The sequence below is a fragment of the Corynebacterium meitnerae genome, from assembly GCF_027570075.1.
GTDB lineage: Bacteria > Actinomycetota > Actinomycetes > Mycobacteriales > Mycobacteriaceae > Corynebacterium > Corynebacterium meitnerae.
In genome coordinates this window covers 102,658-115,519 of the sequence record NZ_JAKMUS010000004.1, presented here as the reverse complement: position 1 = coordinate 115,519, position 12,862 = coordinate 102,658, and the positions used below count along the sequence as shown (strand labels likewise).

The window sequence follows — 12,862 nt, the reverse complement described above, 5'->3', positions numbered from 1 at the left end:
CTGAACACAGGCAAAACAAGGTAGTATACGCAGAAACATTCGGTGAGCCGTCCACTGGCCAGACTGGGAAGGACTATCCCGCCATGCGTAACCGCTTCCTCGCCATCGCCACTGTGGCAGCTGTAGCAACCACCAGCGTGCTTGCTCCGTCTGCCGCGTCTCAGGTTCAACCCGAGAATCCAGTTGTGGGCAAAGACGCATTTCAGTACAAATTCGATCTGCCCAACCGTGAGCCACACGACGTTGTGCTGCAGGTAGGCGAAACCCAGGACAGCGTCCGGTTGAACTGGGTGACTACGTTTGGCATCACCGGTCAGTCGGTGCGCATCTACGAGGCTGGGACGGATGCCAGCACCGCCAAGGAGGTCGCCGCCACGTCCGCAGACGCGGAGGTGAACCTGACTGAAGGCCCCTTGGATGAGCCGGACCTCAAGCAGTTTTTCGCGCCGATCGCGCACCACAAGGCCACCGTGACCGGCCTGAAGGAGAACACCAAATACGTCTACTCAGTGGGTTCGGAGGCAGATGGCTGGTCCAAGGAGCTTGCCTTCACCACCGGCTCATACGGGGATAGCTGGAACTTCCTGTTCTTCGGCGATCCGAAGCTGTACAACACGCAGGACCTCGACGGGAAGACCGATGCGTGGGCCAACACCGTGAACCAGGCCACCACGAAGTACCCGAAATCCGCCTTCCTGCTGTCCGCCGGCAATCAGTCAGGCCACTCCGCGTACATCGAGCACTCCAAGTTTCTCTCCCCGGAGCAGATGCGCAAGTACCGCTTGGCGGTGAACAACGGCAGCAACGACAACATCCACAAACCGACCTATAACGCGATGTACAACCACCCGACTCAGGGGGATGAGAACTACTGGTTCGCATACAACAACGCACTCATCGTCTCCCTCGACTCGAACGATGTGCAGGACATCGAGGATGACGCGGTGTTCGTGCGCAACACCATTGCTCAGCAAGCGAAAGGCAAGGACTGGGTGATAGTCACCTTCCACCATAGGCAGGAAGATCAGCAGTTCACGCAGTGGCGTGAACGTATGACCCAGGTGTTTGCCGAGGCAGATGTGGACCTGGTGTTGTCCGGTAGTGGTGATGCCTACAGCCGAACGAAGGTGCCGGAGGGGAATAAGGCGGGGGGCGTCGAAAAGCAAGAAGGCGAGGTGCAATACGTGACGGTTGGGCCCACCCCGGACTGGACCTCTGTTGAAGTCAGCCCGGAAAGCCTGAAGGTCTCCACCTCTGACGGCCAAGGCGGCAATGTGGACTCCTTCACTCTCACGCGCGCTGTTGAGGGCACACAGCCGTCTGGCTCCTCCAAGGCTGGCATCGCCTTCGGCATCCTCGCTGGCCTCCTGGCACTGATCGGCGGTGGCCTCCTCTTCGCGTCGCAGTCTGGTCTGCTGCCGAAGGAGCTGAAAGATCTCTTCCCGTTCTAAAAACCACAAAGCCCCGACCCAAAGTGGATTTAACGAGGTGGCAGGCCTAGCGTTAGTGCTATGACGTTGCCAAAGTTCGGTCCCGCTTGGGCCGGCGCTTTAATGGGAACCTCGATTGCGTCGAGTTTGACTGGGTTACATGGATTTCATGTAGCCCAGCTCGTTTTTGCGCTGATTGCGGCGGGACTCCTCATCGTGTTCACGGTTGGCGTGCGCAATGAGACGCCCCGGCACCAGAACATGGCGGCGTGGGGCATGTACACGATGGGCCTGCTCGCGTGCGGCTCGGCGTGGACGGCACTCACGGGAAACGATGCGTTCCAGCTGATCAGCTGGTGGGTCGGTGCGCCACTAGCCATCATCGTGTGCTTGTGGCAACTCTGGGGTTTGTGGAAGCAGTCCGCGCACTACACCGAGCCTGCGTTCCCGTGGGGCTTGGCGCTCGTGTCCCCGATGGTCGCCGCGACATCCGCCGGGCAGCTGGCCACCCATCACGGCGAGTTTTATCACTACGCGGGTGAGCTGTGCTTCTTCCTCACGTTCTTCACCGCGATCCCGCTCTTCCTTCTACTGCTACTGGTCCCGCACGCGCCCACGTGGCGCCGCCGCGGGTACAGCGTGGATTCCCCTCGGTGTTGTCGGCCAGTCGACGGCAGCATCGACATTGCTTTTCGACGCCCACCTGTACGGCCTCATCATGTTCACCCTCGGCGTGCCGTGTGTCCTCTACGCCATGTACTGCTTCTACGAAGCCGTCCTCCAATGGGCGCCCTACGGCCCTGGTTGGTGGGGCTCTACCTTCCCCGTGGGCACCATGTGCTTGGGTGCTTGGGACGAAGGCTGGCACACACTTTCCTTGGCGCTCCTCGTGTTCTTGCTCCTCCACTGGGGTGTCTGCGCGGTGCGCTTTGGCGCTTGGGAAGGAAGCCGGACGTAGCACCAAGCCTGTATAGTTGACGTGTCATAAACTTTTCGGGTGACAAGGGAGGACACGATGACTGCGGACGCACAGAAGGATTGGGCCGGCGATGCCCAGAATGCTTCAACGGATGGCGAGTTCAAGCGGGATACGAACTATATCGGGGACCGCATTGTTGCGTCGACAAGCGGCGAAGGCTCGCTTTGGCCCGTGCAACCGCACCGCTACCGCCTCATCGCGGCGCGTGCCTGCCCGTGGGCGCACCGCGCTGTCATCGTTCGGCGCTTGATGGGGCTGGAAGATGTGATCTCCTTGGGCCTGGCAGGCCCGACCCACGACAAGCGCTCCTGGACTTTCGACTTGGATCCGGGCGGTGTGGACCCCGTGTTGCAGATCCCCCGCCTGCAGGATGCGTACTTCGCGCGCTTCCCGGATTACCCGCGCGGCATCACCGTGCCGGCCATCGTGGAGGAAGCAACCGGCAAGGTGGTGACGAACGATTACAACTCCATCGTCCGCGACTTCCAAACCGAGTGGACCGCCTACCAGCGCCCCGGTGCGCCGAACCTGCTGCCACCGGAAGACCAACGCGAAGAGACGGAGGCGATCAATGATTTCCTCTTCCGCAAGTTCAACAACGGCGTGTACCGCGCCGGGTTCTCTGCCTCCCAGGACGCCTACGAAGAAGCCTATGCCGACGTGTTTGAGGTCCTCGACTGGCTCGAAGACCGCCTAACCAACCGCCGCTTCATCATGGGTGAACACATCACGGAGACCGACATCCGCGCCTACACCACCCTCATCCGCTTTGACGCCGTCTACCACGGCCACTTCAAAACGAACCGGAACAAGATCACCGAAATGCCCAACGTCTACGGCTACCTCCGCGAGCTGTTCCAGACCCCCGGCTTCGGCGACACCACCGACTTCACGGAGATCAAACAGCACTACTACATCGTCCACCGCGAAGTGAACCCCACCCAGATCGTCCCCGCCGGCCCCGACCTTTCCGGCCTCGCCCAACCCCACGGCCGCGACCACCTGCCTGGCTCACCGTTTGCCGAGGGCACTACCCTGCCCGGCCCACTGCCCGAGTCCGAACAGCTGAAGAACCCCACGGACTTCCAGCGGGAGCTGTTTGGGCTGGGGTAGGCGCCAATCCCCCTGGGATTACTGGTTGATGCGGCGGCGGATGTTGCCTCCAACCCGATTGAATGCTCGGGACTGCCGGGTCTGCGTACGGCGCCGAGCCTCCGCGAGAGCCTTATCGACGTCGCTCGAATGATTGAAGGAAATCTTGTCCATCCCGCGCATCGTGGAGCGAAACATCGCCATAGTCCGTACCAAACCTTCCCTAGGTTTCAAGCGTTTACAGTTCACTGTAGAGGACGGGAGCAAGCTGTCCCGATGCTTCCTGTCCCCTAGTAACGCTCGACCGCGTACATGACTACTCCTTGGTACAACTCGCCATCCACTGGGAGCGAATGCTCCACAAACTGCTTCCGAACCACCTCGAAGACGTTGGACGTACCACGGGTTGCAAGCGCATCGTCCAACGCCTGGGCCAAGTGCTCTTCCACAGGACTGTTGCCAGCGTGCATGCGAAGCACATCAAGTAGATCGTGGATGCGTTCCTCAACCGGTGATGTCTCCGCGATGCCCATCTCGTCACCTGCAAGGGCGTTATCTGGCAGCGCAATGCCGCGGGCTTTGTCTTCCATCGCAGCAACTGCAAGGCGGGCCATCGCGGCAGTGAGAACGCTCAGCGCATCTTCACCACCGAGGATGAAGTTGGTGAACTGCTCCTGTTCTGCACCGGCACCAACGAGCGCGGAGAGCACCTTGTTACGCAACTTCGGGGACCTGGCCAACGCTTCTTGAGGGTTCTTGGTTGCCAGCTTCTCCACTTCGTCATCATTAGCCAGCGCCTCCCACACGGCGTGAACCATGCGGGTGTTCGCAGAATTCGACATGTCAATCCCCGCAGCAGAGAACAGGTCATTGACTTGTTGAACCGCCTCACGGAAGGCGCCCTGCAGCGGATCCCCTGCCCCGCCCGTGGACATGCGACCGTCGAAGCCAGGTACAGGAAGCGGGGCTTGAGAGTCCTCAATACTCAGCTCAAGTTTTTGGCCCTTCTCAACATCACCCGTGACGGCGGTCTTCACCACATCCACACCGGTGATGTAATCCTCGTTTCGTGCTTTCTTGCCCAGTTTGAGGTTGCGAAGAAGCAGATCAGCGAAGATTGCGCGCTTGTGCAATCGCACATCTTGGAAATCGATGAACTGACTCAAGAAATCCCAGGCGTGAATATACTTTTCCAGGTTGGCCCGGAAGTCCGTTGCCACTGCTTCGTTCTCTTTATCTCCGGATGCGAGTGCGCCGAGATAGACGTCACTCCACCGAGTGACAATCGGATCAATTCCAATGCGAATCAGGGAGTCCTTCTTCTTCACATCGAGGTCAGGATCCATCAAAACGTTGGCGAGCTCTTCCATTTCTTCCGGGGAGTAAAACTGGGATGCATCCAGCACACGAGCTAGATCCGCCAGGATGTCCGGATCAACATCGGTGTCAATGGAAGCCTGAGAGTAGTACGGCTGGAACGATTCCAAGATCGTTTCGGGGGCGTTCACGAAATCGACCACGAACGTCTTTGTCTTGTTCTTCGACGGCATCGTTCTGTTGAGGCGCGACAATGTCTGCACCGCCATGACGCCGGCGAGCGGTTTATCCACGTACATGGCAGACAAGCGTGGTTCATCAAATCCGGTCTGATACTTGTTTGCCACGATTAGGAACTTGTATGAAGCACCGTCGAACATCTTCATGGTGTCCATTCGGCGTTTGCCTTCAGGGGCGTTCTCGTTGTTGAGGGAGGATTCGGTGACGATCTCCTCTACGTCCTCATCCTTGGACACATTCAGTGAGCCAGAGAACGCGACGAGAGCTTCTAACCCCTGGTACTTCTGGTTGGATTTGATGACATCTTGGACCGCTCTAAACCAGGTGTAAGCAGCCATGCGGTCATCGCAGACCACCATTGCCTTCGCTGCGGAGCCAAGCAGGTGGCGGACGTTGTTGTCGAAGTGCTCTACTACAACCTGCGCCTTGGAATGGATCGTCTTTTCATGCGAGCGGACGAAGTGCTTTAGTGCTGACTTCGCTTCGCCAAGAACGACCTCATCCTCACGTCCAAGACGGTCTTCAATCTTGGCGTAGAGCGAAAGCGAGATGTAGTTCTGGAGCACGTCCAGGATGAAGTTCTCATCGATAGCCTGCGCCATCGAGTACAGATCAAACGCCACACGCTTGTCCGGGTTGTCCGGGGATGGCTCCCCAAACACGGCCAACGTCTTAGCTTTCGGAGTAGCCGTCAGCGCAACGACGGTGACGTTGGACGAACGTGCGACAGCCGAATCTCGCTGCTGCTGGAGATGATCCTTCTCTGCGCGGGTGAGTTTTGCCGACCCAAGAGGAGTGGACATGCTTTCTTCCAGAGCATCTTCATCTGTTTCTAGATCCGCAGCTGCCCGCGACGCAGCCTCTGCAAGCTCATCAGGTGTATCTGAAAGCGTCTCCAGCAACGTGCGAGAAGTCTTGCCGTGCTGCGAGGAGTGCGCTTCATCGATGATGACCAGCCAACGACGGTTACGAAGATTCGAGGAACGATCAATGGTCCGCGCCAGTGCTGGGAAGGTCTGCAGCGTACAGGACAGAATGCGCTTGCCCTGGGTGAGGTAGTGGTTCAGTTTCTCGGACTTGGACGTGTCATCGTTGGTGATGTTGATGACCATGCCTTCAGAGGCCTGAAGCAGCGAAAGTCCATCCGCGACGTTCCTATCCAGCACGGTGCGATCCGTAACGACGATTACGCAATCGAAAAGTTTCGTCCCGTCTTCGTGGATCATCTTGTTGGCGTGGTGCGCCAACCACGCGATTGTTTTCGTCTTGCCGGATCCCGCAGAGTGCTGGATCAAATAGCGCCTGCCGGTGCCGTTGGTGGCGACATCGCTGGTGACACGTTCAACAGAGCGCAACTGGTGGAAGCGCGGGAAGATCAGACGACCCTCGTTGCCCTTCGTGGACGGCTCCCACAGTGCGTAATCCTTCAGGATGCGCAAGAGCAGGTCTGGCGAGCACACCCACTCCCACAGGTAGGAAACGTTGTACCCGTTGGGGTTGTCGGGGTTGCCAGCGCGGCCTTCCTCGGTTCCCTGGTTGAACGGGAGGAAGACAGTATCGGCACCGTTGAGTTCCGTGGTCATCATGACTTCACGAGAAGACACTGCGAAGTGGACGAGACAGCGGCCGGGATTAAGTAGCGGACGCTTCGAGCTGTTCGGCTTACGGTCGTCCTTGTACTGCTTGACGGCATCGTCAATCGACTGCGTGTTGTCAGTTTTGAGTTCCATCGTGATGACGGGAATGCCGTTGACCAGCAGCACAAGATCAATCTCACCTAAGCCACCTTTTTCAAAGTGGACTTGCTGCAGCACGCGTAGGCGGTTTTCTTTCGCCTTGTCGATCACATCCGTCTTCGCCGGGTCATACGGGTAGAAGCCCGCCATGTCCGGGAAGTTCACGGTGCCGAGGTCTGTCTGCGTGAACGAGAACCCATCTCGAAGCGTGCCCAGAAGTCCGCCGTTGACCTTCTTGGTGATGCCATCAAGAATTGGCGTGTGGTCGAGCTCCTTAGTCAGACGCTTTAACAGCCGGTACTCACGAGACTTTCGCTCTGTTTCGTTCGCAGTCTCAGGAATCGCCCGCTCGTATTGCTCCGGATACTGAGTCTTCAGCCAGTGGAGTACGTCTTCAGGGAACAGCCCGAGTTCGGGGTCAAAGCCCTTGTCGTTGGCACCCTTGTTCCAAATCCAGCCTTGGCTGTTGAGAGAACGGCAGATGGTCAGTTCCATCGCTTCTTCAAGAATTGGGTTCACCATGATTAGACCTCTTTTCGCCCCGTAACGACTTCAGTGATCAGCGCAGTCTTTCGCGCTTTGAGGTTCTCGATGAGTCGTGTGGATTCTTCGATGAGTGCGTCCATCTTGGCGGTTTCTTGGTCGAGTTTGTTAGCGATTTCTCGCTGCTTGTCAAGCGATGGGAGAGGTATCAATAGAGTCGTGAACTCCTCCCAATTCAGGGATTGTCTAACGCCTGACCCCATTCGGTAGAAAACCTTTTTGCTATCCAGTGCTCTCATACACCACGCAAAGAAGGAACTGTCGAGTCCAGGATGTTTAGGGACGAAAGATAAATAGGCTGAGGTCACAATCCCTTTCTCTCGCACTAAGCCAGAACGCAGGGACTTATGATCATTCTGAAGATCAGTGAACCGCAATACTGTCTGTCCTGGCTGCACCACTTGATAGGTTTCGTATGAATCTGGGCGCAGTCCTTCGCTAGATTCTATCGGTTTCCGCACTATATTCCCGTAGGAGAGGGAAAGACGATTCTCCGATAGCATCCCAGTGTTCTTAACGGTATTTTTTCGTCCTAGAAGCCGTATCGGGACGAGTGATACTTCAGAGTGGCAAACTCGAGATGAGCCCCCAAGACTCAGATCAATTGCATCCTGAATGCCGGGAATTAGGCTAGAGGGAAATTGCGTTTTCCGGTTTTTTAAGTTTTCAACTAGCCCGTCAAATTCTTCAATCACCGCATCCATCTCGCTGATTTCCTTATCCAGATAATCAGCGATACGACGCTGGGTTTCGAGTTCAGGGAGAGGGATGCGAATTGCTCCGAAACGGTCTTCAGAAATGCTCCGCCTGTGCGGGAGAATGCCGTTTCCCATGTTTTGAGCTTGGTTGCGGAATTCCTGAACACCAAACCAGTAGTTCAAGTATCTAGTGTTGAGCTTTGATTCATCGGGCGAAATGATGTGATAAACAGTCGAAACAACCCCGTCAAATGGACTTATCCCGTAGCTACCAATCCAGAAATTCATGCTGTTGACAATGATGTCCCCTGCATAAACTTTCTTAGTTCGCGTCAAGTCTTCGGGTTTTCTGTTTCCTACTGCGCCCTTGTCCTCATATCTCATCACACCCTTTTCTCTCAGCAGAGAAAGATACTGAGCATCTAGGTCCTGATTGGGTTCATTGCGAAAATTCACAAGCAGTGAGAGAGGTACTGTGTTTGTGAATCCTGCATTCCGCCACTCCTGACCGTTAGATATGTCACTTACGAGAAAAAGGCTATTAGTCATTTGAACGCACCTCCCCAAACAGTGCTGCGATGCGTTCCAAGGAAGCGGCAATATCTGCGTCTAATTCTTCCAAAGAGCGGGTCTCTTCTGGTTTGTAGAACAGTCGGGTGAGTGGGAGTTCGGTTCCTACTTTGGCGAGGGATTCGTCCCACTGCATGTCGGGGACGAATGGGAGCACTTCGCGTTCCATGTGTTCGGTGACGTCTTCGAGGTATGGGACGCGCTCGATAACTTTTGTCGAAGCGTCTACTACAGGATTTCCTTTCTCGTCGAAGGAGGCGGGTGCGTTCTCGTCCTCGATGGCGAGGGACTTCATGATGTGTTTGAGCAGCGGCGTGCCCATCTTCACGCCGTGTTCCTTGGCCTCAGCTCTCAGTGCTTTCGGGAGATCGTTGTATTCGCGTCGCTGCATGGCGCGGATCACTGCTTCATGTTTCGGGAATGCGGATTTGTGGTTCATCGCTTCCGCGACTGTTTCGTCGGTGACGCTGACGGCGTAGTGCGCCAGCTTGAACATGGGAACGTCGCGGTAAGTCAGATCGTCGGCGGTGACGATGATGGAGCGCTCGTTTTCTTCGAAGTTCTTGTAGAGCTGGTTGATTTCGCGGATATTGTCTTCCGTGAACTCGTAACGCTTCTGCCCCATGTTTTTGCGCATGGGAGCGCAGATGTCAGTCGCGTCGATGAACTGGATCTTGTCGCGGCGGCGAGGCTCCTTGTTCTGGTCAAGGATCCAGATGTACGTGGCAATGCCGGTGTTGTAGAACATGTCATTCGGCAGCGCGATGATCGCATCCAGAACTTCGGTTCCACCTTGCGCACCAATGAGGTACTTGCGGATGCTATCCGGACCGCTTTCGGCATCGCCGGTAAACAACGGAGAGCCGTTGGTAACCACCGCAGCACGGCCGCCCTTTGTGGGACCATCAGCGGGAGCAAGTTTGTGTGCAATGTGCATCAAGAACAGCATCTGGCCGTCACTCACTGCCGGTAGGCCTTCGGCGAAACGAGGGTCCCCTTGTTCCTGGAGCGCCTTCACGTCCTTCTGAAACGACTTCCAGGAAGAACCGTACGGAGGGTTCGCCATGATGTAGTCAAAGGTGTCATCCGCATACTGGTCATTGGTCAACGAGTTGCCGTACTTTAGAACCTCCGGGTCCTTAAAGCCCTGCATGAGCAGGTCAGACTTACCCATCGCGAAGGAAGACTCTTTGAGTTCCTGGCCGGCGATGATCACCTCGATGCCGGGGTTGATTGCACGCAGCGCGTCGCGGGCAGCGATGAGCATGCCGCACGTACCAGCGGTTGGATCGTAAACGGAACGGATGATGCCGTCTTCTTCCAGTTCGGCGTCATCGGATGTGAACAGGATGGACGTCATCAGACGAATCGCATCACGCGGGGTATAGAACTCACCGGCATCTTTCGCTTTACGTGCGAAGGAGCGGTACATGAGGTTCTCAAAAATATCGCCCATCGTCTGATCCTGAAGCGCTTCATCAGACATATCGATAGACGCGAAGTGGTTGACCATGTTCCACAGCTGATTGTTGCGGTCCAAAAAGTCGACCAGTTTTTCAAACTCGAACGCATCCCAGATCTCCAAGATGTTCGCGGAGAAGGTACGGAGATACTGTTTCAGCCCTTCATTAAGTGCGTCATCGGAGGTAGCAAGACGCTCCAGTGAAAGCTCAGACGTGTTCCAGAAGCGGAGCTTGAACATGTTCTCAATCTTGAGACCGACAATCGTAGGGTCGGTTCCGCGCTCATTCTCTTGGCGGACAAGCTCGAGCACGCCCGGCTTCGTGGCAGCCAAGCGTCCTTCGAGGCGACGCAGCACCGTAAACGGAATGATGTAGTCGCCGTAATTCTCAGCAGGAACGATGAGGCGAAGGTAATCATCGGCGGTTTGCCAGATGGCTGCGTTAAGGCTGTTGACCTTGGCAGTCTGCTTCGGGGTAATCGAGTCAAGAATTTCGGAAGTATCCGCCATTGGAGAAGCCCTCGTATATCGCACGGTTTTCTTTAGTAACGATCCGATCTTCTCACAGGGAGACGCACATTCAGCGCAACACAACAGCTGCGGGTTAAGCAGCTAAGAGTATCCGCTTAACAGCTGGCTTCACACGATATCGACTGCAGCCACCGCCACCGTCGTGAATCAGGTTGCGCTAGCGCACCAGCACCAAGCCGACGGATCACCACACAGCGAATCCGCTCCCAGCAGCACTAATCGGCAGCCCCAGAAATCGACGTCTCACCATCAGCGGTGGCCTTCCGTCCTTGCACTGCCACAACAACGCTGGCCCTAACAGATTCAGGACAAGCACCATGACGGGGTGGATATGGACATTCCGGTAATTCATGACCACATCCTGCTGCGTAGATCCACTGAATTTGTCTGCTTCAGTGCGAACGGAGCGCATCGCTAAGAGCTCTCGCTTTCTTGAGTGCAACACTTGAACCTTTCTGTGAGGCAAAGGCGTGCAGGCCATCCCACGCATCCGCAGGAATGTAACCACGTCGAGTCGCTTCAGCAAGGATCTCCTGGTGCAGAGTAACCACGTCGAGCACCCGGTTGACCCACTTGGGTACAGGTGTGTGCTCGGCAGCAAAGACCAATGGTTCGGTGAGCATGGGCCACAACGCGGGAAGGAGTTCCGGTTTCGTCTCAAGATCTTGAATGGCGCGTGCGGGACTCCACGCCCCACCCGGAATCAGTTGGGTCACCACGGCTCGGACGGTCGCCCATCCGAGTTCTCCGGAGACGACCAACTGCTCTACTTCGTTACGGGGGATAGACACGTCACCGTCAGTCGCAAGATCGGTCAAGCACACACCGAACAATGAGTCTGAACGCGTTTTCTGGTCGGTGATTCGCTTCTTCTTCCGGCGTTGCCACGCATTGCGTTCCTTATTACCAAACGGTTCGGCAACCACCCGCTCACCGTCAAAGAACACGCGCTCGTTCTCGGTGGACAGAACCCACCCTTCACTTAGGAAATCGCCCGTGAAGGTGCGGAGTTTCACTGTCTGGCCAGTGGGGAGTGTGAGGTGGCACATCAACGTGCGGTGACTCGCATCAGGGTCTTCCCAGTGTGCACTGATGTGGGCGCCGTCGTCGATACGCGAAGCGGTTCCCGCATCAGCTGGCCACACTCGGTTAAATTCATCGGCGTCGAACTCCTTGGCCTTGAATTTAGGAGCCCTGCGTGTGGGGGCAACAGCGGGCTTCGTGTAGACCACTTCCCAGCCATCTAGTATCCGCTGTGCCTGCTTCGCTAATGCTGTATTTCTCTCCGCGGCCAGCTCACCCAACCGGTCCGCAAGCAGGTCAGTCTGCTCAGGCCCCAAGTCGCTTCTGCCCGCCAGCGCCTCAACCACTGCACGCTTTGCCTTAACGGTTTTTGCATATAGAGCAGGCAGAGCCACCTCAGCCACCACCTCGGGCGGGGCGAATGAAATGAGCCGAGGTGCAAGCGCCTCCACCACCGGCCCCTCCCCCATGCTGATCGCAAGAACCAACGCAGCCACCCGGTCCAACAGCTCAGAATCGCTAGCGCTCAAGTCCTCCGTGATAATCCGCACCAGTTCCTTACGGCCCCAGGGTTTCGGGGCGGTGTCCAGTCCTGTGATGGCGTGTTGAAGGGCCTCATCACGACTAATAAGGCCCTGCTGAACCCCCATGGGCAGCACTGCACCCAACGGGCCGTCCACGGAGACACCCAGCGCCAGCGCGGCACGCAAATGAGTGGCGAATGATGGGCGCAAATCGTCGAGAGACGGAATCCAAGTGTCTCGCCCAGGTGCACTACCAGCGAGTCCCTGACACGCCGTCACGGTCCACGCTTCCAGACACGGAAGCGTGTAGGGCATATCCAAACGGTGTTTGAGGATCAGGCCCACAGCCACGTTTTCAGACATTGAATCCGCATTCGCCCACAGCCAGCACGCGCGTTCGGCGAATGCGAGCGCAAACTTCTCATCGCGTTGCAGAAGGCAGTCCAAGAGCGCTTGGTCTGAACCCTTAGCCAGTTCGGCTGCCCGCCGCCCGTTCACTCCCAACCGAATGGCGAACATTCCGAGCATTCCAAGGTCAACGTCCACGCGCGGTGTCCCCTTTTGCAGGCCCGCGAGTGCGGTACGCTGTTGGTCTTTAGTCCCGAGCGGAAGTGTGGGGGCGTCTTCACGGGCGGCTGTGTCCCAGCCGTGCTCTTTAAAAATCTGTACCGAGCGGTCAATGGGGCTCATGTGCGCTCCTCAGGTAAAGGCTGTCGA

The 12,862-nt window shown here is 56.8% G+C and carries 8 protein-coding genes and 1 pseudogene; 4 read left to right on the top strand and 5 right to left on the bottom strand.

Annotation, left to right across the window (positions count from 1 at the left end):
- The first annotated feature begins 83 nt into the window (after positions 1–83).
- From L8U60_RS04045 to L8U60_RS04030, 4 genes and pseudogenes are all read left to right on the top strand, one after another.
- Positions 84–1,451 carry a purple acid phosphatase family protein gene (locus L8U60_RS04045; protein ID WP_269965090.1) on the top strand — a complete coding sequence of 456 codons (1,368 nt, stop codon included), beginning with the start codon at positions 84–86 and terminating at the stop codon, positions 1,449–1,451.
- A 60-nt stretch (positions 1,452–1,511) separates the two neighbouring features.
- A pseudogene (locus tag L8U60_RS04040) lies at positions 1,512–1,967 on the top strand (SLAC1 family transporter); the annotation flags it as partial.
- 1 nt (position 1,968) lies between these two features.
- Positions 1,969–2,388 carry an SLAC1 family transporter gene (locus L8U60_RS04035; protein WP_269965089.1) on the top strand — a complete coding sequence of 140 codons (420 nt, stop codon included), beginning with the start codon at positions 1,969–1,971 and terminating at the stop codon, positions 2,386–2,388.
- Positions 2,389–2,445: 57 nt separating this feature from the next.
- Positions 2,446–3,522, top strand: coding sequence for a glutathione S-transferase family protein (locus tag L8U60_RS04030; protein ID WP_269965088.1), 1,077 nt, complete (start codon positions 2,446–2,448; stop codon positions 3,520–3,522).
- Positions 3,523–3,540: 18 nt separating this feature from the next.
- Here L8U60_RS04030 and L8U60_RS04025 read toward each other — a convergent pair whose 3' ends face one another.
- The 5 genes from L8U60_RS04025 to L8U60_RS04005 all read right to left on the bottom strand — a co-directional run bounded on the left by L8U60_RS04025 (position 3,541) and on the right by L8U60_RS04005 (position 12,835).
- Positions 3,541–3,705, bottom strand: a complete 165-nt coding sequence (locus L8U60_RS04025; RefSeq protein WP_269965087.1) for a hypothetical protein — start codon at positions 3,703–3,705, stop codon at positions 3,541–3,543.
- Between the two features lie 86 nt (positions 3,706–3,791).
- Complete coding sequence (locus L8U60_RS04020; protein WP_269965086.1) at positions 3,792–7,316, bottom strand: type I restriction endonuclease; 3,525 nt, start codon at positions 7,314–7,316, stop codon at positions 3,792–3,794.
- Positions 7,317–7,318: 2 nt separating this feature from the next.
- Complete coding sequence (locus tag L8U60_RS04015) at positions 7,319–8,584, bottom strand: restriction endonuclease subunit S (protein ID WP_269965085.1); 1,266 nt, start codon at positions 8,582–8,584, stop codon at positions 7,319–7,321.
- The gene (locus L8U60_RS04010; protein ID WP_269965084.1) at positions 8,577–10,577 is read right to left on the bottom strand and encodes a class I SAM-dependent DNA methyltransferase; all 2,001 of its coding nucleotides are present in this window, start codon (positions 10,575–10,577) and stop codon (positions 8,577–8,579) included. Before L8U60_RS04010 ends, L8U60_RS04015 begins: the two co-directional genes overlap by 8 nt.
- 413 nt (positions 10,578–10,990) lie before the next feature.
- Positions 10,991–12,835 (bottom strand): hypothetical protein, encoded by a 1,845-nt coding sequence (locus L8U60_RS04005; protein ID WP_269965083.1) that lies wholly within the window; start codon positions 12,833–12,835, stop codon positions 10,991–10,993.
- Positions 12,836–12,862: the final 27 nt, after the last annotated feature.